This is a genomic window from Thalassotalea sp. ND16A (genome assembly GCF_000764205.1).
In the GTDB taxonomy this organism is placed as follows: Bacteria; Pseudomonadota; Gammaproteobacteria; order Enterobacterales; family Alteromonadaceae; genus Thalassotalea_A.
Genome location: NZ_JQDZ01000047.1, coordinates 55884 through 79839, shown reverse-complemented (window position 1 = coordinate 79839; position 23956 = coordinate 55884). Strand labels below are relative to the sequence as shown.

Annotated in this window: 22 protein-coding genes and 2 pseudogenes; 13 read left to right on the top strand and 11 right to left on the bottom strand. The window is 41.0% G+C overall.

Features of this window, described 5'->3' with window-relative positions; genetic code table 11:
- Positions 1-2 precede the first annotated feature (2 nt).
- Both ND16A_RS11035 and ND16A_RS21025 read right to left on the bottom strand, forming a co-directional pair.
- Positions 3-893, bottom strand: a complete 891-nt coding sequence (locus tag ND16A_RS11035; RefSeq protein ID WP_033077237.1) for a prenyltransferase — start codon at positions 891-893, stop codon at positions 3-5.
- A gap of 19 nt (positions 894-912) precedes the next feature.
- Positions 913-1059: pseudogene (locus ND16A_RS21025) on the bottom strand (IS3 family transposase); the annotation flags it as partial.
- Positions 1060-1482: 423 nt separating this feature from the next.
- Here ND16A_RS21025 and nhaA point away from each other — a divergent pair.
- Entirely contained in the window at positions 1483-2688 is a 1206-nt protein-coding gene (gene nhaA / locus ND16A_RS11040) for a Na+/H+ antiporter NhaA (protein ID WP_033077236.1), read from the top strand.
- Positions 2689-2841: 153 nt separating this feature from the next.
- Here the strand turns inward: nhaA and ND16A_RS11045 are convergent, their stop codons facing one another.
- From ND16A_RS11045 to udk, 3 genes are all read right to left on the bottom strand, one after another.
- Positions 2842-4308: an alkaline phosphatase gene (locus ND16A_RS11045; RefSeq protein WP_235282048.1), complete on the bottom strand. Its 1467-nt coding sequence runs from the start codon at positions 4306-4308 to the stop codon at positions 2842-2844.
- Positions 4309-4570: 262 nt separating this feature from the next.
- A complete protein-coding gene (locus tag ND16A_RS11050; RefSeq protein ID WP_033077235.1) occupies positions 4571-5821 on the bottom strand; it encodes a NupC/NupG family nucleoside CNT transporter in 1251 nt (416 codons plus the stop codon).
- Positions 5822-5860: 39 nt separating this feature from the next.
- A complete protein-coding gene (gene udk / locus ND16A_RS11055) occupies positions 5861-6496 on the bottom strand; it encodes a uridine kinase (protein ID WP_033077234.1) in 636 nt (211 codons plus the stop codon).
- A gap of 235 nt (positions 6497-6731) precedes the next feature.
- Between udk and ND16A_RS11060 the strand changes: the two genes are divergently transcribed.
- Together ND16A_RS11060 and ND16A_RS11065 are read left to right on the top strand one after the other, a co-directional pair.
- On the top strand, positions 6732-7952 hold the full coding sequence (locus ND16A_RS11060) for a phosphopentomutase (RefSeq protein WP_033077233.1): 1221 nt from the start codon (positions 6732-6734) through the stop codon (positions 7950-7952).
- A 146-nt stretch (positions 7953-8098) separates the two neighbouring features.
- Positions 8099-10414, top strand: coding sequence for a TonB-dependent receptor (locus ND16A_RS11065; RefSeq protein WP_033077232.1), 2316 nt, complete (start codon positions 8099-8101; stop codon positions 10412-10414).
- Between the two features lie 69 nt (positions 10415-10483).
- Here the strand turns inward: ND16A_RS11065 and deoD are convergent, their stop codons facing one another.
- On the bottom strand, positions 10484-11200 hold the full coding sequence (gene deoD / locus ND16A_RS11070; protein ID WP_033077231.1) for a purine-nucleoside phosphorylase: 717 nt from the start codon (positions 11198-11200) through the stop codon (positions 10484-10486).
- A gap of 19 nt (positions 11201-11219) precedes the next feature.
- Positions 11220-12224 (bottom strand): adenosine deaminase, encoded by a 1005-nt coding sequence (gene add / locus ND16A_RS11075; protein ID WP_033077268.1) that lies wholly within the window; start codon positions 12222-12224, stop codon positions 11220-11222.
- A gap of 221 nt (positions 12225-12445) precedes the next feature.
- Between add and aroG the strand changes: the two genes are divergently transcribed.
- The 5 genes and pseudogenes from aroG to ND16A_RS19915 all read left to right on the top strand — a co-directional run.
- The gene (gene aroG / locus ND16A_RS11080) at positions 12446-13501 is read left to right on the top strand and encodes a 3-deoxy-7-phosphoheptulonate synthase AroG (protein WP_033077230.1); all 1056 of its coding nucleotides are present in this window, start codon (positions 12446-12448) and stop codon (positions 13499-13501) included.
- Positions 13502-13503: 2 nt separating this feature from the next.
- Positions 13504-13890 (top strand): DUF2750 domain-containing protein, encoded by a 387-nt coding sequence (locus ND16A_RS11085; RefSeq protein WP_033077229.1) that lies wholly within the window; start codon positions 13504-13506, stop codon positions 13888-13890.
- 385 nt (positions 13891-14275) lie between these two features.
- Positions 14276-15034: an alpha/beta hydrolase gene (locus tag ND16A_RS11090; RefSeq protein WP_033077228.1), complete on the top strand. Its 759-nt coding sequence runs from the start codon at positions 14276-14278 to the stop codon at positions 15032-15034.
- A 64-nt stretch (positions 15035-15098) separates the two neighbouring features.
- The gene (locus ND16A_RS20190) at positions 15099-15281 is read left to right on the top strand and encodes a hypothetical protein (protein ID WP_052073011.1); all 183 of its coding nucleotides are present in this window, start codon (positions 15099-15101) and stop codon (positions 15279-15281) included.
- Positions 15280-15522 (top strand): annotated as a pseudogene (locus ND16A_RS19915) (sorbosone dehydrogenase family protein); the annotation flags it as partial. The gene ND16A_RS20190 and the pseudogene ND16A_RS19915, both read left to right, overlap by 2 nt.
- A 110-nt stretch (positions 15523-15632) precedes the next feature.
- On the opposite strand, the gene ND16A_RS20185 reads toward ND16A_RS19915, so the two are convergent.
- The 3 genes from ND16A_RS20185 to ND16A_RS11100 all read right to left on the bottom strand — a co-directional run bounded on the left by ND16A_RS20185 (position 15633) and on the right by ND16A_RS11100 (position 18358).
- Entirely contained in the window at positions 15633-16061 is a 429-nt protein-coding gene (locus ND16A_RS20185; RefSeq protein WP_052073009.1) for a hypothetical protein, read from the bottom strand.
- Positions 16062-16777: 716 nt separating this feature from the next.
- Entirely contained in the window at positions 16778-17173 is a 396-nt protein-coding gene (locus ND16A_RS11095) for an MOSC domain-containing protein (RefSeq protein WP_235282047.1), read from the bottom strand.
- A gap of 252 nt (positions 17174-17425) precedes the next feature.
- Positions 17426-18358, bottom strand: a complete 933-nt coding sequence (locus tag ND16A_RS11100) for a LysR family transcriptional regulator (RefSeq protein WP_081945532.1) — start codon at positions 18356-18358, stop codon at positions 17426-17428.
- Between the two features lie 190 nt (positions 18359-18548).
- Between ND16A_RS11100 and ND16A_RS11105 the strand changes: the two genes are divergently transcribed.
- Positions 18549-18959 (top strand): hypothetical protein, encoded by a 411-nt coding sequence (locus tag ND16A_RS11105; protein WP_033077225.1) that lies wholly within the window; start codon positions 18549-18551, stop codon positions 18957-18959.
- 188 nt (positions 18960-19147) lie between these two features.
- Here ND16A_RS11105 and ND16A_RS11110 read toward each other — a convergent pair whose 3' ends face one another.
- The gene (locus ND16A_RS11110; protein WP_033077224.1) at positions 19148-20350 is read right to left on the bottom strand and encodes a cation:proton antiporter; all 1203 of its coding nucleotides are present in this window, start codon (positions 20348-20350) and stop codon (positions 19148-19150) included.
- 280 nt (positions 20351-20630) lie between these two features.
- Here ND16A_RS11110 and ND16A_RS11115 point away from each other — a divergent pair, with 280 nt between their 5' ends.
- From ND16A_RS11115 to ND16A_RS11130, 4 genes are all read left to right on the top strand, one after another.
- Positions 20631-21761: a methionine aminotransferase gene (locus ND16A_RS11115; protein ID WP_052073017.1), complete on the top strand. Its 1131-nt coding sequence runs from the start codon at positions 20631-20633 to the stop codon at positions 21759-21761.
- Complete coding sequence (locus ND16A_RS11120; protein ID WP_033077222.1) at positions 21749-22537, top strand: amidohydrolase; 789 nt, start codon at positions 21749-21751, stop codon at positions 22535-22537. Before ND16A_RS11115 ends, ND16A_RS11120 begins: the two co-directional genes overlap by 13 nt.
- Positions 22538-23003: 466 nt before the next feature.
- Complete coding sequence (locus ND16A_RS11125; protein WP_033077221.1) at positions 23004-23279, top strand: type II toxin-antitoxin system Phd/YefM family antitoxin; 276 nt, start codon at positions 23004-23006, stop codon at positions 23277-23279.
- Positions 23251-23550 carry a Txe/YoeB family addiction module toxin gene (locus ND16A_RS11130; RefSeq protein WP_052073008.1) on the top strand — a complete coding sequence of 100 codons (300 nt, stop codon included), beginning with the start codon at positions 23251-23253 and terminating at the stop codon, positions 23548-23550. Before ND16A_RS11125 ends, ND16A_RS11130 begins: the two co-directional genes overlap by 29 nt.
- Positions 23551-23956: the final 406 nt, after the last annotated feature.

Sequence of the window (23956 nt, the reverse complement as noted above, 5' to 3'; positions counted from 1 at the left end):
AACTAGCCTGCAATAATCGAAATTGATAACAATAAAGGCGTTAAAATAGTTACTGCTACATTCGCGCCAAGGTATTGTGGATGTTCACCAATTGCTTGTTTATACTTGAGCGCCCCAGAATAGGAAAATAACGCTAAAGGCATGGGAATTAAAGCGATAAGGCTTAGTTCGGGCAGATAGCCAAAACTAACATATATAACAATCGCCAGCATGCTCGCCAAAGAAAACACGCCATACACTCTGGTACTTTGTTTAACGCCATAGGTTATTGGAAAATGTTTACGACCAACTTTTCGATCTGCCTCGATGTCAGGATATTGATTAAGCAATAATAAATTATTGACTAAAAAAAATGGGATAACAGCAATCAGCAAAGAACTAGCCCAATATTGCCCAACTAAGACAAACTGAGTACCTACCACCATTAAAAAACCAAAACCAAGTCCAGGCGCAATCAAGCATAATAACGGGCTTTTATTAATCAATTGAGTATAAGTAACTACGATCAGCAGCCCCAAAATACCAACAGGCAAAATTTCAGCGCCATAACGAGAATAAAAATAACCACCAATTAAAACAACCAAAAATAGACAAATCACAGCAAGCATTAAAACATGCTTACTTAACTCAGGCTGTTGCGGTAAGCCACCGCTTCCACCACTAAAACCAGTTCTTTTGGTGATCAGATCTAAACCACTGTTAAAGTCGAAAAATTCATTAAGGGTATTAACACTAATATGAGCTAATAGGGCGCCAACAAAGGCTAAAGATAAGGATAAAAAATTAAGCTTCTCGGGACTTGCAATAACAACACTAGCACCTAATAAAATACAAACCGGCGTGAGTAGCAAAAAAGGCAACCTCATTGATAACAATACAGCTTTATATTTCATTTTACTGTTCCAATAGAGATTAATAAAAAATCCATTTATTCATTTCACTTTCATCAGCATTTGGGCTGTTGTAATCCAAAGAAGAATGCAAGCGGTGACTGTTATAAAAGATAGCAATGTAATTTAAAATATCTTGCTGTGTTTCAAATCTTGTTTGGTAATTTTTTCACCGTACTCATTATTACTTTAAATTTACGTTATTACGCTGACATAAACAAAATATTTTTAACGTAACATTTCTATAATGATGGAAGTAATTTTGCAGGTTTAGAAAATTAAAAAGAATGATATTGACAATGGCCTTTTAGAATTAAGCCTGTAGATTTATAATTATGATGTTCAGAACGTCGGCCTATCTCATACTTCTAACTCGCAGGGAACACCCAACTCCGGCGGGATCGGTTTAGTTCAAAGCGGCAAAACCTGAACTGAGTTATTGATTACTCTATTTGCGTATCTAACGCCATTTATCTTACTTTTCTGTGATTTGGACTAGGATAAGTTAATTAATTAGCAAAAATTTGCTATAACATCTGGCTGTTAAGAAAAAATAACCGAAATCATTTATTATTCATCAGTTTGGAGACCTATGATCACCCAGCAAGACATCACCCAGCAAGACAATTTCATCACCAGCTTTTTTAAACTCGAATCGGCAGGTGGTATTATTTTAATGGTGGCCGCAGTGCTTGCCATGATTTTTGCCAATTCCTCTTGGGATCATTATTACGCATTGTTTTTAGATATTCCTGTCGCGGTAAAGGTAGGGCCTTTAGAAGTGGCGAAACCGTTACTGCTGTGGATCAACGATGGCTTAATGGCGGTGTTCTTCTTCCTGGTCGGGCTTGAGTTAAAACGGGAATTAATTGAGGGTGAATTAGCGGATAAACGCAATATCATTTTACCTGGGGTTGGTGCTATTGGTGGTATGTTAGTGCCGGCACTGGTTTATGTGTATTTTAATTACGATGATCCGCAAGCGATAAACGGCTGGGCCATTCCGGCGGCAACGGATATTGCCTTTGCTTTAGGGGTTCTAGCCTTGCTTGGCTCACGTGTACCTACCTCGGTAAAAATATTTTTAACTTCTCTTGCCATTTTTGATGATATTGGTGCCATTATTATTATCGCCTGTTTCTATACCGCCGATATTTCAATTACCGGGCTAATTGTCTCTGCATGTTGTTTGCCAATATTGTTTTTATTAAATCGGTACAAAATTGAAGCCAGAAGTTTGTACATGGTGATCGGCCTTATCATGTGGACGGCAATGCTAAAATCCGGTGTACACGCCACGTTATCCGGGGTGTTGGTGGCATTATTTATCCCTATGAAATCTGAAACTAACCCGGAATACTCGCCGTTAAAGAGCTTAGAGCATGATCTGCACGCCGTTGTCGCTTTTTTTGTGCTGCCAGTGTTTGCTTTTGCCAATGCCGGCATCAGTTTAAGAGGCGTGGGCATGGAAGATGTGCTGCACAATGTACCAATAGGCATTGCGTTAGGTTTACTCATTGGTAAACAAGTCGGTGTATTTGGCTTTTGTTGGTTAGCGATAAAGCTGAACTTTACCAAACTGCCAACAGGTATGAACCTGAAAGCCCTTTATGGCACCGCGGCATTATGTGGTATCGGATTTACCATGAGTTTATTTATCGGCTCGTTAACGTTTGAATCCACTGGCTTTGATAAATTGTTCGATGAGCGCTTAGGAATAATCATTGGTTCCTTAATCTCCGGTATAATCGGTTATTTGATTTTAAAATTCTCGCTTCCAAACAAAGCTGCTGAGTAATTTATTCCAGCAGTTATTTAATCGGCTTGCTTTATACCAAGTCGGATAATTTATTGATCATTTAGCGATAATTAAAACAAGGCCTGCAAAATTGCAGGCCTTTGTATTCGTACATGAACTGATCCCGAACTACCAGAATGATAGCGCGGTTAGTTAATTTGATTTGCCCATTAAAGCAAATATTTTATCGGCAATTTCAATGTTATCCTGAAAGCCAGCAAACTTTTCTTTGCCTTTACCAAAGGCGTATACCGGCACATCAATACCGGTATGGCCTTTTGTTGTCCAACCACTATTTGTTCTTAAGTCTATGATTTTATTTATATATTCATAGTAACGCGTAACTAGGTTTTTTTTGTTTTTGTCTTCGCTCAGAGCATTTGTTTTAATATCTATAGTGTGTTCAAGCAAAATCACTTCTAATTGTTTTAACTCCTCAGGTTTGAGGGCAAAGCCGAGTTCATCGCTTAAATTGTTAACTGACAGAGTTTTCTTAGCCAACCGTTTCGCCATTTTATTTGGGGATGATTTGAAATTTTTTAAATATTCAGGTTGCCATTTATACACACCGCGAGCGCCTATGGTAAAACCTCCGGTATTATGATCAGCTGTGAGCACCACCAGAGTGTCAGGGTTGCTGGCAACATAAGATTTTAAATACGTCATTGTTGCCGCCAAGTCTTTCATTTCGCCCATGGAATAGGCAATGTCATTACTGTGCGCGCCCCAGTCAACCTGACTGGCTTCTAATAGCAGGAAGAAACCGTTTTCATTTTCTAATTGCTTAATGGCGGTTTTGGCCAAAGTAGTGAGACGATTTTTTTGTTTCGAGTCTAATTCGGCTGGCAGTGCATCTTTGGCAAACAAGCCTAATACCGGTTGCTCTGGGGTTAAGGTGCTTAATTGGTCATAGCTATCGATATATTGATAACCCGCGGCAACAAATTCGTCCTTTAAGTTTCTGTCGTCACGGATAAAGTATTTGGTACCGCCGCCAAGCATCACATCGACTTTAAATTTACCATTCACCCTTAAGTCAAAGTAATCATCGGCAATGGGGTTGTAGTTTTTTCGACTGACGTTTTTGGCGATATATGAGGCTGGGGTGGCGTGAACAATTTGTGATGTTACCGCGATACCGGTTTTTTTACCGATACTTTTTGCCCACTCCAAAACGGTTAATTGTGGTTTTTTATTTTGATCTACGCCAATGGCTTTATTATAAGTTTTTACCCCGGTAGCTAACGCTGTCGCACTCGCCGCAGAATCGGTAACAAACAGGTTTGTCTTCTTTTTGCCGGTAGCCAATGCCGCGCCACTGGCAACAGAAGTGGAGATATAACCAGATTCTGTTGCAGGGTAGGTGCTGGCACTGCCGACATAAAATTGATCAAAAATGGTTCTTTCCACTAATGGCGTATTTTCATCATCAAAATAATAGCGATAGGCGGTTGGAAATACCGGACCCATGCCATCGGCAACTATCATAATGATGTTTTTAGGTTGCTCAGTCGGCGTTTCATTTTCTTTTGTTTGTACGCCGGCGTTTAAGCCGAATAATGAAACGGCTAAAATAAATGTACTTTTTTTGGTTAAAGGCGAGGAGAAGGATTTAATCACTACAAATTCCTGAAAAGCTGCAAGTTTAGTATCTATATAGTTGAGGAATACTAGCAGATTGAATATATAAGGTTAAGAGCAAAGTAGCGGTAATTTTGTTTTTTATTTATAAAGGTCGATGTCTTGATTGTGTGTGCCAAACAAACGGGTAAAGCCAATCATCACTTAAAATGTCTGTGATTAAATCGCGGTAAACTTTGAATCTTGGTTTGTCTTGTATACCTTAAATAAAACAGCCCGCTTAGTACGGGCTTTCTGTTAATTACGCTAATGAAATGAATACGCCGGCAATGGCCGCACTCATTAAGTTGGCAAGAGTGGCGGCAAACACCGCCTTCATACCTAGTTGGGCGATGTCGTGTCTACGACTGGGAGCTAGCGAACCAATGCCGCCGAGTAATATGGCGATGGAAGATAAATTGGCAAAGCCACACAATGCAAAAGTGACTATTGCTTGCGTACCGGCACTTAACTGGTCTTTAAGTGGAATAAAATCGGCGTAGGCAACAAATTCATTGAGGATAAGCTTTTGTCCTAAAAAACTGCCGGCCTGAAACGCTTCTTCCCAAGGCACACCTAACATATAAGCAATGGGTTGGAATAAGTAACCCAAGATCATTTGCAAAGTGAGTCCTTCAACGCCAACCATCTCGCCAATACCGCCAATGAGACCATTTAACAAGGCGATTAAGGCAACAAAAGCCATCAACATGGCACCCACATTAAGAGCCAACATCATCCCTTTACTGGCACCTTCTGCAGCCGCATCTATTACGTTTACTGCATCTTTCTCTTGGCCTTCATCGGGCACTTGCTCAAGCGCATTTTTCGGTTCTTCGGTTTCCGGCATGATAAATTTGGCCATCAGTAAGCCACCAGGGGCGGCCATGAAGCTTGCGGCAATCAAATATTTGAGCTCAACACCTAATAACGCATATCCTGCCAATACGGCACCCGCAACTGAGGCTAAACCACCCACCATTACGGCAAAAAGTTCAGAGCGAGTCATTGTTGGTAAAAATGGACGTACGACTAACGGTGCTTCGGTTTGACCGACAAAAATGTTGGCGGTAGCTGATAGCGATTCTGGATCAGAGGTTTTCAGTAATTTGGCTAAACCGCCACCAAGAAACTTGATGATTTTGTCCATAATACCTAAGTAATACAGAACGGCGATAAGTGATGAAAAAAATACTATTACCGGTAACACTCGAATGGCAAATACGAAGCCTATACCGCCCTCGGTAAAAGAAGCTGCATTGCCTAAATTGCCGAAGAGAAACGCGATGCCGTCACCAGAATAATCAATGACATTTTGAACTTTCGTTGAAATCCATTCCAGTGCTGCACGGCCTGCTGAGCTGTAAAGGACAAGCGCCGCAAAAAACGCTTGTATGGTAAAAGCACCACCAACGGTGCGCCAGTTAATGCTCTTTTTATGCGAACTCGCTAAATATGCAACCCCGAGGATAAGAAGTATCCCAACTACACCACGTAAAGTATCAAAGTTCATCAATTCACCTATATGTTAAAATTTATTTTATTTTTATTATTATTTTGCCAGTTCACGCACTTTCGCTTTTATCAGCTCCAGTGCCATTCTGTTGCGCCCACCTTTGGTGATGACGATATCCGCATGTTCCCGTGACGGTTCGATATAACGGTAATACATAGGTCGTACGGTTTGTTGATATTGGCTCGTCACCGAGTCCAAATCTCTGCCTCTTTCTTCTAAATCACGTTTAATGCGGCGAATTAAACAAATATCTAATGGCGTATCGATAAAGATATTAATATCAAATCGGTCACGTAAGGTTTTATCGGTAAGCAATAAGATGCCTTCCACTAACACCACCCGGGCCGGACTTACCTGTTCAATATCTACGCTACGTGTATGCTGTTTATAGTCATAAACGGGCACCTCAATAGACTTACCTGCACTTAACTGCAATAAATGTTGCGCCAACAATTCATGCTCAAACGCTTTTGGATGATCATAATTAGTATTTAAACGTTGTTCGAAAGGCAAGTGATCTTGGTTGCGGTAATACGAGTCCTCTTTGATGATGGTCATGCTTTGCGAGCCCAACTCATCGACTAATTCATCGTAAATGGTTTGCGCAAACAAAGACTTACCTGATGCGGATGCACCAACAATGGCAATGGTTGTGAGGGTGTTGAGAGACAAATTTATTCCCAAAGAATCATAACTTGTAAACTAGTATTGTTTATTTTTCATTAAAAACTAGGGAAACTTAACATCACCCAGACTAATTTATAAATGATTCTATAATTAAGTAGACCGCCGCCTAGTCTACAATAAATGTTTGCAAGATAGAAAGATTCTATTAACTGTTTATTTCGATTCGGTGTAAAATATTAACATACTGTTTAATAAGGTTTAAATTAATAAGGTTTAAAATATGGCTCGTGCGTTAATACTGGTAATTGATAGTTTTGGTCTGGGAGCTGCACCCGATGCAGAAGCGTTTGGCGATGTTGGAGCCAATACTTTTGCCAACCTTGCCGATGCATTTCACCATGAAACGGGTCGTAAACTTCACCTGCCAACGCTGTCTGCAATGGGCCTGTTACACGCCGCGACAGACGCCGGCAAAAAATCACCCGCTGTAACCGGACATGCGCCGCAATCCGGGGCTTATGGTTATGCCGCCGAGATCAGCACTGGTAAGGACACTCCCAGTGGCCATTGGGAAATAATGGGGGTACCGGTATTGTTTGATTGGGGCTATTTCACCAATAGGCAGCGATCATTTACCGATGAACTACTGCAAAACGTTTATCAAAAAACCGGGATAGAAGGGTGTTTGGGCAATTGCCATGCCTCAGGCACCACGATTATCGGCGAATTGGGTGAGCAGCATATGCAGTCTGGTTTGCCAATCTGTTATACCTCCGCCGACAGTGTCTTTCAAATTGCCGCCCACGAAGACACCTTCGGCTTAGACAACCTGTATCAATATTGTCAACAAGTCAGAGATTTACTGACCGAGTTAGACATGAATATTGGCCGGGTGATTGCCAGACCCTTTATTGGTGATTGTTCCGCAAATTTTGAGCGTACCGGTAATCGTCGCGATTATTCCGTGTTGCCACCAGCACCTACCATGCTGGAAAAATTAACCGAGCAGGGCGGTAAAGTGATCAGCATAGGTAAAATTTCTGATATTTATGCCGGTCAGGGGATTTCTGAAGCTTACAAAGCCACCGGCTTAACCGCATTAATCGATACCAGTATTGAGCAGTTGCAAAAGCAAGGCGATAATAGCCTGATCTTTACCAATTTGGTGAACTTTGATCAAGACTTTGGTCATCGTCGTGATCCTGTTGGTTATGGTAAGGCCCTTGAATACCTCGATGCCCGCCTGTTGCATATCGATGACGAGTTAAGAGATGATGATATCTTGGTATTGACCGCCGATCATGGCTGCGATCCCACCTGGCATGGTAGCGATCATACCCGCGAATACGTACCGGTAATGTTTTACCAAAAAAATATGCCGGCAATCGATTTGGGTGAACGCGATACCTTTGCCGACATTGGTGCTACGCTGGCCGATATTTTTGGCTTGGAGCCATTAGAGTACGGCGTGTCTTTTAAGCCGCAATTATTACTCAAATAGCGATAGAACTTTAAATGTTCAAACAATTGTTTTATGATCTGTTTGTTACACTAAGGTAACATTTTTAATATAAAAATAACTTAAGTCGTTTGGTTTTTACTTAATTGTAATAAGCGGCAAAAAGACAAAAAAACCAGGGAGATAAGATGACAATCTTTAAAACCAATGCTCTGTCATGGGGTGTTAAGGCTGCACTGTTTTCAACAATTGTTGCGGCAACACCAAACGCAATCGCCGCTGAAGAAGCTCAGGCATTAGATAAAAGCAAACTCGAAGTTATCGAAGTAACTGCCCGTAAACGCGTTGAGAATGTGCAAGAAGTACCAATTTCTGTCACTGCATTGCAGGGTGAAAAACTGGCCGCCATCAGTTCCGGCGCCATGGATATCCGCTTTTTAAATGCACGTGTACCCAGCCTTTCGGTAGAATCATCATTTGGTCGTACCTTCCCGCGCTTCTATATGCGTGGCTTAGGTAATTCCGATTTCGATTTAAACGCTTCACAACCGGTATCGCTAGTGGTTGATGACGTCGTACAAGAAAATCCAATCTTAAAAGGCTTCCCGGTATTTGATGTTGCTCGGGTTGAAGCCTTAGCCGGCCCACAAGGTACCTTGTTCGGCCGTAACACCCCTGCAGGACTAGTAAAGTTTGACTCGGTAAAACCGTCACAAGACTTTGACGGCTTTGTCTCAGTATCCTACGGAAGTAAGTCTACCTCCGATGTTAGAGCTGCCATTGGTGGTGGTTTAACCGATAATTTATCGGCACGTATTTCGGTATTACGTCAAGACCGCGATAATTACATCGATAACAAAGCCCCGGGGTTTGAACAAGATGACGTTTTAGGTGGTTATACTGATCAAGCCATGCGTATCCAGTTCTTATACGAAGGCGATGATTTTAACGCGTTATTTAACTATCACATGCGAGATTTAGATGGTGAGCCGGTGACTTTCTATGCCAATGCCATTAAAACGGGTAGTAATTCGTTAGTCAGTGGTTTTGACCGTGACACTGTTTTTCATGACTCAGCTTCGCGAGCAACGCAACAAGTAGAAACTGAAGGCGCCAGCTTAAAACTGGAATTTGATTTCGATGATTACACCGTCACTTCAATTACCGGTTATGAAAGTGCCGAGTTATTCTCTCGTGCCGATGTTGATGGTGGTTACGGTTGTAATGGCTTTGGTTGTCCGCCAGTGGAATTCGCTACCGGCCCTGGGGTGATAAATATCAGTTCAGAAACTGCAGATGGTATTCCAGATCACGAGCAAATTACCCAAGAGTTACGTTTAACCAGTAATTTTACCGGTGATTTTAACTATCAAGTGGGTCTATTTTACTTTAGCGAAGAATTAACCATTGAAAGTTTTGCCTACGATGCCTTATTCACAGATGGCGTACAGGCTGGTTATGTTGTGCAAAATCAGGATACTACGGCCTGGGCGGTGTTTGGTTCATTCGATTATGATTTATCTGATACGACTTCAATGACTTTAGGTTTACGTTATTCAGATGATGATAAAGATTATAACAATCTTAGAACCCAATCCCCATTGGCTTTTGATGGTTTTCCTGACTTACAAGCTGGTGAGGAAAGTACTAGTGACTCACACGTGAGTTGGGACATCAGTGTTAGTCATAAATATTCGGATGATATTAATTTATACGCGCGTGTCGCCGATACCTTTAGAGCGCCGAGTATTCAGGGTCGTTCATTATTTTCCTTTGATGAAGGGATTTCGGTAGCCAAATCAGAAACCATTTTATCGTTTGAAACCGGTGTTAAAGCCGATGTATTGGACGGCAGTGGCCGAATCAATGCTTCAGTTTTCTACTACACCATGGATGATCAACAGTTAACTTCGGTAGGTGGCGACAGTAACACCGCGCGGTTAATAAATGCCGATGAAACTGTCGGCTATGGTTTTGAACTTGATTCAGAATTTATGTTAACGGACAACTTAGCGATTACTGTTGGTGCCAGTTATAACAACACTGAAATAAACGACAGTGGTTTATCAGTGCCTGTTTGTGCCTCTTGTACCATTAATGACGAGATCATTCCGGGCAATCCTGCGGCATTCATTCCTGATAGAGCCATAATCGATGGCAACAGCTTACCGCATGCGCCAGAATGGATTTACACCTTCACGGCTCGTTATTCTCGTGAACTTGGTGACGGTGAGTTTTATGCCTATACCGATTGGTCTTACCGTGATGAGATCAGTTTCTTCTTATATGATTCTACTGAATTTACCGGTAAGTCATTATTCGAAGGTGGTGTTCGTACGGGTTATGCTTGGGAGACTGATGATCAAGAATACGATGTGTCATTATTTGTGCGTAATATTACCGATGAGCAACAAGCAATCGGCGCGGTTGATTTCACTAATAACACTGCCATTGTCAATGAAGAGCGCTTTGTTGGTGCTGAATTTAAAGTAAGTTTCTTCTAAGACAGACTTTAAATTTTCCCTAATAAAAACGGCGCATTGCGCCGTTTTTTTATTAGGGCAAATTTAAAGTTATGAATATTGCAGTAAAACTGATTCCATAGCAATTTCCATCATATCTTTAAACGAGGTTTGTCTGTCTTGTGCCGATAAACTTTCGCCACGTTTTATATGATCACTCACCGTTAAAATACATAAGGCTTTTTTGCCATACTCTGCCGCTACGCCATAAAGCCCTGCGGCTTCCATTTCAACACCCAAGATACCGTGTTTGGCCATGCTATCGAAAAACTCAAATTCTGGGGTATAAAATAAATCGGCGGTAAAAATATTGCCTATCTTCACCGGTTTATTTAAATTGCTGGCGGCATCTACGGCATTTTTTAACAAACCATAATCGGCAATGGCGGCCAAGTCATGATTGTTAAAACGACTACGATTCACTTTCGAGTCGGTGCTGGCACCCATGCCAATGATAACGTCCATCATATTGACATCGTCTAATACCGCGCCACAGCTGCCAATACGAATAATGTTTTCTACGCCATAGTCTTTGTACAATTCGGTGGCATAAATCGAAATGGATGGAATGCCCATACCCGAGGCCATCACCGAGATGCGCTTGCCTTTGTAGGTGCCGGTATAGCCTAAGATATTGCGTACCGTATTAAAACATACGGCATCGTCGAGAAATGTATCGGCAATTAATTTTGCTCTTAATGGATCGCCAGGCATTAATACCGTTGCTGCGATATCACCATTTGCTGCTTCTATGTGGGGAGTTGCCATTTGTCTATTTCCTAATGGGTTAAATGTTAGCTGATTTTAACTTAAGTAACGCTTGTTTTTCAGCATCTGAGATAAACGCCGCATGCAGGGCATTTAATTGAATGTCTTGTAATTGCTTATCGGTTAAGCCTAAAGTCGTTTTGGCAATGTGGTATTCATGCCTAAGCTCTATGCCTTCAACCGCTGGGTCGTCGGTGTTTAAACACACCTTAACCCCATTGGCTAAAAAGGTATGAATAGGGTGGTCTGCAATGTTGGCAATGGTGCCAGTTTGATAATTTGAGGTTAAACAAGTCTCTAAGGTAATATTGTTGGTGGCCAAATACTCTAATAGTGCCGGGTCTTGATAACTTCTTACGCCGTGACCGATACGAGTGGCTTTCAATAGCTTAATGGCCTGCCAAACACTCTCGGGTCCCGCAGCTTCACCGGCATGAACGGTAACATTTAATCCCGCCTTATCCACTTGCTTAAATTGTTGTTCAAACAACTCTGCTGGCTGGCCTAGCTCGTCGCCAGCCAAGTCGATGGCGACCAGGTTATCTTTATGAACCAGTAAAGAGTCCAGTTCGTGTTGGCATTTCTCTAAACCAAAGGTGCGGCTTAAAATACCAATAAGATTGGCTTGTACATTAAATTCACTACAACCTTGTTTTACCCCGGCGATAACGGCGGCGACAACATCGGCGGTGGGTAAATTATGCGACATGGCCATGTAATAAGGGGAAAAACGCAGTTCAGCGTAATCGATACCGGCAAGTGATAAATCTTCTACGTTTTCAAATGCGACTCGTTGCACGTCTTCAAGGTTGGCTAATACCTTTACCCCCCAATCGAGCTTTGCCAAAAATTCCATCAAATCACTGGCTTTATCTTCAATGCGAACATGCGGGATAAAGTCGTTAAAGTGCTCAACCGGTAAGGCGATGCCATTTTGTTGGGCTAAATCCCATATCGTATCTGGGCGAATGTTACCATCGAGGTGGCGATGTAAATCGATAAGGGGAAGATTATCAAAAACCATGGTCAGGCCTTCATCTAAAATTAATATATACGCTATTATATAAATAGTTGCTAATAAGATAATAGCCAAATTAGTGATTTAATTCGCTCAATGAGAAGTTTTTTTAATCAACTTGCTATAAAGCCAACTATTTAGAGCATTTACTGCATTTTAACGTTGGCATGTTCTAAAAACACTGCTAGATTGAGCGCTTACAGACATTTAACCTGAAAGAGACTGCCATGTTGCACCAAACCGATGACGTTCGCATTAATCAACTAAAAGAACTTTTACCACCAATAGCGTTACTTGAACGCTATCGCAACAACGAAAAAACGTCTCAAAGTGTATTTGCTGGCCGACAAGCGATAAGTGATATTATCAACGAGAAAGATGATCGCCTGTTGGTGGTCATTGGTCCATGTTCGATTCATGATCCTATCGCCGCGCTTGAGTACGGCAGTCGCTTAAATAAACTGCGTCGCAAGTATAAAGACAGTCTTGAAATTGTGATGCGAGTTTACTTCGAAAAGCCGCGAACCACCGTCGGCTGGAAGGGCTTGATCAACGATCCACACCTTGATGGCAGTTTCCAAATTAATGAAGGCCTGCGCATCGGCCGTAAACTGTTACTCGATTTAAACGACATGGGGTTACCAACCGCGGGTGAATACCTTGATATGATCACGCCACAATATATGGCCGATTTAATGTGTTGGGGCGCTATTGGTGCTCGTACCACAGAATCGCAAGTACACCGGGAATTAGCGTCTGGTCTTTCCTGTCCGGTGGGTTTTAAAAACGGCACCGACGGCACCATAAAAGTAGCAATCGATGCGATAGGGGCAGCAAGTGCACCACATCACTTTTTATCGGTGACCAAATTAGGCCATTCCGCCATTGTTGAAACCAAAGGTAATCCAGACTGTCACATCATTTTGCGTGGTGGTAAAGAGCCAAATTATTCAAAACCACATGTCGATGCCATATCATCACAACTGGAATCGGTGAATTTAGCTGCTAAAATTATGATAGATTTCAGCCATGCCAACTCGAGTAAGAAATTTGAAAACCAAATGCTGGTTTGTGACGATGTCTGCAATCAAATGACCAATGGCAATCAGTCAATCTTTGGCGTGATGGTGGAAAGCCACCTGGTTGAAGGTCGCCAGGATATTGTCGATAATAAAGTAGAGACTTACGGGCAAAGCATTACCGATGCCTGTATTGGCTGGCAAGACACCGAAGTGTTATTAGAGAAACTTTCGCAAGCTTCAATTAAACGTATGAAAGGCTAACTATGGTATTAATTGATAAGAACAGTGTGAATTTATCGGATGAGCAGCGCTATGAGCTGTTCATGCAAAATTTAATGGCCGAGCGCCAGGCGTGGATTTTGACCGACGAGCACGGTGCGGTTATGCTCACCGAAAATGAGGAAGACTACGTCCCGTTTTGGCCGACAGAAGAAACCGCTTCATTGTGGGCTACCGACGAATGGGATCATTGCCAGCCGAAATTGTTAAGTTTTAATGATATTAAAGATAAATGGTTACCGGGCATGGAAGAAGACGAATTAAGTTTAATCATCTTTCCGACTACGGCATTAACCGGCCAGGTATTTCATCCTTGGGAGTTTTCCCAAGTGATTGAAAAAAAACTGGCGAAACTTGCCCGTAAGAATTAGTTAAATTAAACAATGAAAACACTGATTAAGGTGACATTCAAACTTTAGCTATAATACCTAAAAAGAGCCTGATGAGAGGCTCTTTTTTGTTTATTTGGGGGAAATATCCCCCGTCTCTTATGCTTAACATATAGCCGTCACTTTTATTTTTACAACATATGCGAGGTGAATATGAAATGCTTTATGATTTGTATCATTGCCTTTATTTCGATGTCGTTAGTAGTTGTGATTTTGGTCCGGGATCTCCAAGAGGTTTCAGTTTACCGCAAGGAGATGTAGGCAAGTATAACTACTTACAGTAGAGACGAGATTTGAAATACAGTTTTCCATAATTGCTTGCCGTCATGTGGCGAGATGAATGTTAGAGGCAAGGAGAAATCGAGAGATGAAAAGTATGTTATTGGCCGCATTCGTTGCCTATGTTCTTTGTTGTCTTTTGATCTATTTCGGTCAACGAGCCTTATTATACTTCCCACAACCAAGCGACAAGTTCGTTGACGCAACTAAAGTGAGTTTTACCAATAATGGTATTGAACTGAGAGGCTGGGTAATTAACCCAAAACAAGATGAGGCGTTGCTTTACTATGGAGGTAATGCCGAAAGCATCGAACAAAACATCTCATTTTTCCAAAAAGTCCTACCTAATTATAGCGTTTACCTGATCCCATACCGGGGTTATGGTGAAAGTATGGGAACCCCAACGGAGAACGGTTTGTATAGCGATGCTTTACATATCTATGATCAACTCGTTAGCCAGCATACAAAGATGTCTCTTTTGGGGCGCAGTCTAGGCTCAGGCATTGCAACTTATGTTGCGGCAAGACGCAACATTGAAAACCTTATTCTGGTTACTCCCTATGACAGCATTGAAAATGTCGCGAAAGGAGTCTACTGGATGTTCCCGATCTCTTTGTTATTAAAAGATAAATACAATTCACTCGGCCAAGTAGCAGAAATTAACACATTACCACTCATTTTAATGGCCGAGTATGATCAGGTGATCCCGAGAAAACATAGTGACAATTTAATCTCCGCTTTTGGCAAACAACAACAATCGCTGGTCATAAAATCGGCAGGCCACAACGATATTTCAGAACACCCAGAATATGCAAACGCGATTTATCAATACTTGCAATCCAAATAACACTAATGCAATGGACTATATTGGCGTAGATTGTTAATAGAAATGTATACAAAAAGGCAAAAATATGAAAAAACTTATCCTGACAATGGCATTTTTATCGCTGCATGTCGGCGCTATCGATCTGGATTCCCTTAACCTGCCAGAAGGGTTCACCATTGAATTTTTTGCCAAAGGTGTGAACAATGCCCGGCAAATGGCGTTATCTCCAAATGGGATTGTATATGTTGGCTCACGACGTGCAGGTTAAACAGCAATTGTTTGTGACCGAACATGGCTCGTGGAATCGCAGTAAAAAATCGGGTTACAAAGTCGCCGTAGCAACCATTGAAAATAATAAAATTGTAAAATATACCCCGTTTATTACGGGGTTTATGAAAAATGAGGAAACTTTTGGCCGGCCAGCAGCCATTTTAGAGATGCCCGATGGCAGCCTGTTAATTTCTGATGATTACGCCAATGTGATATATCGAGTAAGGTATGGCAATTAATTCGTTTCAAAACGGCGCAAGATAACGATAAATGGAGTCAGTCACTATATTCATTTACCGCTGAAATGTCGTGTACTATTCACCAGGAGGCCGCTGTGAGCCGTATTGTTTTATCTTTGTTTATCACTGGGAGTTTTGGTTTCCACTATCTTATTAAGATAACGATCAATTGTGGCTTTCGCGGAAGCCGTTAAACCTCCCTTGCCGTGTTGCTCTTTTAATAAGGACTCAACTTGGGAAAATAATTGATCCACATTCACATCGGCCTTAGCTTTTTGACTATCTATAACATTAATATGTTCAGCCCCGGTATTATGGTTACCAAACAAGTTTAACCACGAGTCGGTTTTATGACCAAACCTCATTAATTTATGAAAATAGCTCTGGGAAAGAGAATGACCTTTTAATATATCAACAAGCCCACATATAATGGATACCGGGCTTAAGAACAAGTCACGAATGGCATCCATTGCTAACTTCACTTGAAAAACGAGCATGTCCCGAATCAAGGCCCAACGGGCGATAACAGGTTCGTTCATTCACTCTCTCACTTTAACATCAATAAATTTATTTGCACCATTAAACCATTTTTTCACAAAGTTGTACGCCTAAATCTTGGTCAACTGCTTTCTCGCCCTCGGCTAAAGCGTTACAAAGGGGTAACACTTCAACCAGTAAAATTTCCTATGATCACGCCAATTTGAGTTGTTGGGATGTATCCTATGAAAAGATTGGCTATTACCTTAATTGCAATCGTGGTTTTGACTTTGTTGATCAAAGTAAGCGAAGCACAGGTTCAATTACCGGATGAATTTAACGATAGTAGTTTAGCCGATCCTTAAAAATATAGCGGTCTGACGTTTGTAAAATTTGTCAATATTTCACGTTGCAAATCTATTGGTAAAGTTCTGATTTTATCGTGACATCAATGTCATTATCCCACCAACGAAAACCGACAAATGAATCAACCAAAACACTCGGGTAGATTTTTCTTTTTATCATTACACCTTCTAACACGCCTTGTCGAATACCGGCATCACCTTCAATGGTTGTGGCTAATGCGTAGGGTTATAGTTGAAATGACCAGTCGTCGGCTAACGCGGTGTTAGAGATAAGCATTAACCCTATGATAAATGCTAAACCTGAATGTTTAAGTGTTGGTAAGTCCATAAAATCCGTGAATCGCTAATTTATTTTGTTAATCCTTTGATTGTAGGCAGTATTTATAGAAGTGGAGGTTATTTCAATTAGGGAATTAATCGATTAGCTTAACCGTATCGCCTAATTTGATAACCCCAGAGGTTAACACTTTCGCGGTGATGCCTCCGTGTCCTCGCATGGCATTATAACCTCCGGGTCCTAGCAGCCTTTCCATTTTTGTGCAAGGGTGACACAAGCCGGTAGTTTGTAATACAACAGCGTTTATACAAAAAGTTTGCCCTTTTAAAGCCAGCAGATTAATGCCAGACACCACGAGGTTACGTCTTAGGTCACTGGCGGCAATGCTATCTCGATGTAATAGCGAAGCCATCGCCATTAAGTGCTCTTGCTGGATCAAAGTGATTTGTCTTTTACTTTCGGCATTGCCGCTAAACCTGTCCTGAACCAGGCCTTCACCGACTTTAACGTCAGCTTGGTTTAATTCTAGCATTGCTTCATTTCTTGCCGTCCTTGCGCCAATCCAAACAAGTTCACCTTGCTGGGGCAGGGTGTTTAACAATTGCTGCATTGGGGGATTGGGCTTTTGCATAGGGTATTAGTTATCAGGCTAAGTCATCATACTAAATTATGGCATAGCTAAAGTATGGTTAATAAAAATGTATTGGTAAAATATTGACGATTAATCGCTTGTTTTTTTGCTCGTAATGTTCACTAAGAGAATTATTCCACTCCTTCGCTAGAGTTAGATTGTGCTGGTCATGAATAATTGTTTTAACCATTGATGAGCTTCACTATTGGTGATTCGATTATGATGAATCAGATACAAGTCAAACGGTTTCTTATTAGACATGTCAAATTCATATACCGGCTTTATTTGTTGGCTTAGTGACATTGATGACATCTGTAGGCTGGAGCCGACGAATAAGTAATCTGAGTGATTCATTACCTCGATTAAGATATGCATTTGACTGCTGGTGAGGATGGTTTGTTTGACTTTATTTTCTCCAAATAATAATTTATTCAATGGATTGTCAGCAGGTATAACATCGCCAGACGATATCAATAATTCAACAAAGTTATAAGCTAAGCAGTGCTCTAAAGACACCTGTTTATACTTAAACAGAGGGTGATTTTGCTTTGCATAAATTATTGGCGTTACCTGCCCTAAAGAAATTGCGGCAAAATTATTGTCATCAGGTTTCTGCAGATGTACAGCAAAATCTAACGCGCCAGACTCGAGTAGAGGGAGTGGGTTAAGCAGTATTTGTTGTTCATTGATGCGTACATTGGGCGCATGTTCTATCAGGTGGTTAATTAATGGCAGGGTAATGGAGTGGCTTAAAATAGCCGGTACCGAAATATTAAAACATTTCTCGCTTGTTTTCGGATCAAAGCTACTACTTATCATGATGTTTTCAAGCGCAGCCACCACGTCTGGTAATAACAGCTCTAACTCTTTGGCTCTTACTGTTGGAATCACGCCTCTACTGGTACGATAAAACAAAGGGTCGTCAAATAAATCTCTCAGCCTTTGCAAGGTTTTGCTCATTCCTGATTGCGATATCGAAAGTTGTTCTGCAGCTCTGCTGATGTTCTTTTCTTTAAGTAAAACACTCAAAGGAATGAGTAAATTAAAATCCAACCGGGAAAGCTTCTTTTCAGTATCAATCATCATTAACTCTACTATTCAATTCAGATATGACTTTTAGGAATGTTAGTTCTGAGAATAAGTCATTGGACGGAATAATTCAAACTGGGTATTATTTGCTCATTAGTTGAACGAGCTGAAGTCTAGCTAGAAAAATCTGCGCATAAGCTTATCTCGTTTGTTGTTAAGTTAAGACTTATAAGGATGAAGAAATAAGATGATAAAATTTAAAGCAATAGCACTAGTATTTGTTACCTTGTTTGCCAGCCAAACCTTCGCCGCTTCCAATGTTATTGAAGGCGTTGTTGAAAAGTCAGAAGTCATCACCACAGAAGTTGGCCGTGATGGTCGGCCTGTTCTTGGCGCTGCTATTGGTGTTGGCATTGGCTCGGCATTTGGTTCCGGGAGTGGTAATGATGCGGCAAAAGTAGCTGGTGGCCTTATTGGTGCAAGAAAAGCGGCACAAAAGAAAAAAGAAGTTCTTTACGGCTGGCGCTACATTGTAAAAGCAGAAGATGAATTGCATGTAGTCGATGCTTGGTGTGCTAAACCTAATGAACAGTGTACAGGTGTGCTTAAAGGCAAAGATGTTTATATTATTAATAACAACGAAGTTGTGGAAAAATAATAGCAGATAATTAATCCAACGCCAGATACGAAAAATCCCGATTACATTAACTGTAAGGGATTCTTTCGTGTTGGTGAGAATTGGCTGCGGCAGCCAGTTTATTTTTAGCGACTTGTGGATGTCTAGCTGAGCAACTGAAATCGGTAAATTAACCGATAAATCGTTGCAAGTTTTTAATCATGCTAAAATCAAAGCGTTTTTTTAAACTTATCACTCATCGCCACCGCAGATATGCCATGAGCAAAAACGCTCATTAGCACAGTGAGAATAATGGTTGCTAAAACTTGTTCGTAGCCCTTTATGCCCAAATCACTTACCATGATCAACAAGTATAAAAATGATGCAATGCCGCGGGGTCCAAACCAGGCAATAAAAATTTTGCTGTAAAACGGTAACCCGGTGCCGAGCAGACAGAGCATAACCGGTAGCATGCGAATTAGGGTTAAACTTAACAATGCATAAATAACGATTTCTCTGGTCCAGAATTGATAAGCAAAAGGCACGGCAACCAAGCCCAGGATAAGGAAGATAAACAGCGACAATAACTGGCCTTCGGCCTCACCAAATTCTTGCAGTCGCAGGCGAACCATTGGCGATTTAACCCCCAGAGTTAGGCCTGCAACAAAAGCGGCGATAAAGCCGTTACCATGAAATAATTCAGCGCAAGCATATGCCAGTAACGCAAGAGAAAAGGAAGCTAAGCGTTGAAAAGTAGGTTCCATCCAGTCTTTCGCCGATGCCCATTCAACCAGCCTTCCTCCTACTATGCCGACGACTGCGCCAAATAAAGGCCCTAAAGTGAGTTGTAACGCTAGATATCTCAGCCATTTATCATCAGTAGATAGGGTAAAATCACCACTGCCCAGTATCGCAATGCAGACCAGAATTAGCGGCAATGCGATACCATCATTTAAGCCACTCTCGATACTGATCGAATCTCTGATTTTTTCCGGCACGGCATCGCTTTTCACTACGGCTTGTCCTAAAGCGGCATCGGTTGGCGATAAAATTAATGCCAATATCACTAAATACCAAATATTCACGGCAGGGAAAATAAAGTAGCCGACAACGGTTCCTAGTATCATGGTTAAAGGCAGCCCAACTAACAATAACCTTGCAGGAACCCCGGCGAGACGCTGTTTAAGGTGCGAAAATTTAATAAATGAAGCATCAATAAATAAAATCATCAGCAAGGTGATTTCGGCAATACCCTTAACTGCCTCGCCGTGAAACTGGGCTTGAAAAAGATCTAACCCTAATGGACTCACCAGAACACCAATGGCGACAAAAACCATAGGCGCTGAAACGATGGAGTGTTCAGCTTTTTTCGAAATTAAACCAAATAATAAAATCAATAGAGCGGTCAGGATTAATGCGGGCCTATCGTGCACGTTGTGCCTCTGCGTGTTTAACGATTAATGACTATCTACTTATATTAGTAAAAAATATAAAATTCACCATTGTCTTTACTAAACTCTTAACTATTTCAGAGGCTTAGAAAATTTATTTTGGAGTGTGGTTTAAAAATTGATAACAATTGAATTAATAAATCGTTATCCTTAACATTCGAACTTTGTTTCAATACCCACTTAAACAACATCACAGGAGCCTTTTGTGTCATCCTCTTTTACCAGTAAACTGCCAAACTTAGATACCAGTATTTTCACTGAAATGTCGATTATGGCGAATCAACATCAGGCGATAAATTTATCGCAAGGCTTCCCTGAATTTGATACCCCGGCTTTTTTGAAAGATAAAATTAACCAAGCGATTAGTGCCGGGCAGAATCAATACTCACCATCAAACGGGTTGCCTGAGCTGTTAACGCAAATTGCCAAAATGGTACATAGGCAATATCAAACTCATTTAGCTGTAGAACAACAGCTCGATGGGCTAAACAACGTTACTATTACTTCTGGGGCGACAGAAGCATTATGGGTAGCTATCCAAACCCTGGTGCGCAAAGATGATGAAGTGATTATTTTTGATCCCGCCTACGACTCTTATGCACCTGCCGTTGAGCTTGCTGGCGGAATTTGTCGCCATATAGCACTTGATGTTCCAAGTTATGGAATAAACTGGTCACTGGTCGAGCAGACCATTAATGCAAATACACGCGCTATTATCATCAACAGCCCACACAACCCAACAGGCTCAATACTCAGCCAGTCGGATCTTAGTGCGCTACAGGCATTGATTGAAAAATATAATTTATATGTGATCAGCGACGAAGTATACGAACACATCACCTTTGATGACTTACGCCATGAAAGTGTGTTGCGCTATCCCGAGTTATTTAAACGAGCCTTGGTTGTATCCAGCTTTGGTAAAACCTTTCATTGCACTGGCTGGAAAATGGGCTATTGCGCCGCACCAAAAGAGCTTACTAGCGAGTTTAGAAAAATCCATCAATACGTCACCTTTAGCGCATTTACTCCGGCACAAATATCGATTGCGCAAATGTTAAAAGAGCAACCATTGCATGTCACCAGCTTAGCAAGTTTCTATCAGCAAAAACGAGATGTACTGATCAACGCACTAAAGGATTCACGTTTTACCATACTGCCGTCAAAAGGGACTTATTTCTTATTATTGGATTATTCAGCGATATCAAAACTCAATGATCGTCAATTTTGTCATTGGCTAGCAAAAGAGAAAGGCGTGGCTGCTATCCCACTCAGTCCATTTTACCAAGCGAAACAACGGCTGAATTATCTTCAAAATAATAAAGTGATCCGCCTCTGTTTTGCAAAAAACGACGACACCCTACTAAAAGCCGCAGAAATATTATGTCAACTTTAATCATAGCCGCAGTGCAATACGATATTCATTGGTTAGATCAACAAGCCAATTTTAATCGCTTAGAACAGCTGATCGCCGATCACTTTAGTGAAAATGCTGCCGCCGACTTATTATTGCTGCCAGAAACATTTTCAACGGGCTTCTGTATTAATAAAAAAGGCGTGGCAGAGGCCGAAGATGGCGGCATTGCCTTAGTCTGGCTAAAGAAAATGGCACAGCAATATAACTGTGTCGTTGCTGGCAGTGTGTTAGTCAATAAAAACGATAAGAAGGTGAATCGTTTTTATTGGGTATGGGCTAATGGCACAGTTGAACATTACGACAAACGCCATTTATTTCGCCTGGGCAAAGAGCAAGATCATGTCGAACAAGGGCAAAAGCGAAAACTAATCACCATTAATGGCATCAAAATACTGCCCTTGGTTTGTTACGATTTACGCTTTCCTGTTTGGTCGAGAAACCGCCAGGACTACGATCTCATGGTCAATGTCGCTAATTGGCCTGCGGCGCGACGCCATGTTTGGGATACCTTATTAACAGCGCGGGCAATGGAGAATCAAACTTGGGTTGTTGGCGTCAATCGCATCGGAGCAGATGGCAGAAATACTTCACACTCTGGTGGCACAACGATAATTGATTTTAGTGGCGAAACCATTATTTGTGCCGCTGATAATCAACAACAAATTATTAGTACGCAACTCGATTTTAGCAAGCTTGAGAAATTCAAACGTGACTTTCCTGCATTTCTGGATGCTGATGAATTTGAGTTGCAATAATTACTGCATCTAGGGTGTGAACATTGACGTGGTGTGATTGATTCTAACTACAATTCGATATGTAGCCGGTTCCTTTATCGTTAGAAACTCACCTATCTTTTTTATGCTCATTAACCTCTCTACACGATAAATTTCATCTCATTAAAAGTTGTACTAATTTTTGTACCATTATTGACGTGTGGTACAAAAAGTTGTACTATTGTTCTTAGTGATGGAAACATTACTCTTCGTTACGGCAGTAGCGCAAATAGTATATTAGAAGCGTACTCTGAACGAAGTAAATAATGAAAGGCCAATAGTTGTACTTTTGCAACTATAAAAAATAGAGGAACTGGTAAATTTCATCAATAACTTTACCTTGATTGAGTGCTTTAAGCAGGCAATAAGCAATGAAGACTGATGGAAACAATGATAGGGCTGGGAAAGCCTGGATTTGCGCCTAATAAGCGTTACCGAAATAAACACAATGAATGTACAAACATATAGCGAAACAAGAGCCAATTTTAAGGCGTCGATTGAAGCTGTAGCCGATCGTCATGAGCCGTTATTAATAACGAGCAAAAGTGCTGATGTAGTTATGATTGCGCGAGAAGATTTTGAAAGCATGCAAGAAACATTATACTTGCTAGGTTCAAAAAATAATGCAGACCGCTTGATAGCATCAATTGGACAATTAAAAGCAGGCTCCACAGTATCTCAGGAGATAAATTTTAATGTCGAAGATAAAAAAGAAGCTCAATAATGAGCTTAAGAACGAAAAACAAGTAGTCTTTTCTGAGTTAGGTTGGGAAGACTATCAATACTGGCGAAAGAACGATAATAAAAAATTCGAACGCTTAAATGATTTGATTGAGGATGCTTTAAAATGTCCTTATTCAGGGATAGGAAAACCAGAAAAACTCTCCGGAGATTTGAAAGGTTTTTATTCTAGAAGAATTGATTCAACTCATCGTTTTGTCTATACGATAAAAGACGGTGAACTTTGTATAGTGATGGCTCGCTTCCACTACTAAATATACAAGTACAAACACCTTAATTGCTGCTTGCGTTGTTAAGGTGTTTTTTTATGTTAAAAGGGATTTATTATGGACCAACAAGTCTTATTTAAGAGGGAATTTGAAACTTTCAATAAAACAACACGTTAAATTGGTTGCGGGAGCCCTGATTTTGGTATGAGTGAACTGACGACCTTCGGGTTATGAGCCCGACGAGCTACCAAACGGTCTACATATCAGGATATTGAAATTGATTTATCAAACTACAGAAACGAAAAAAGACCTTACGGTCTTTTTTTCGTTTACTATAATATCGGAATTGGTTGCGGGAGCCCTGATTTTGGTATGAGTGAACTGACGACCTTCGGGTTATGAGCCCGACGAGCTACCAAACGGTCTACATATCAGGATATTGAAATTGATT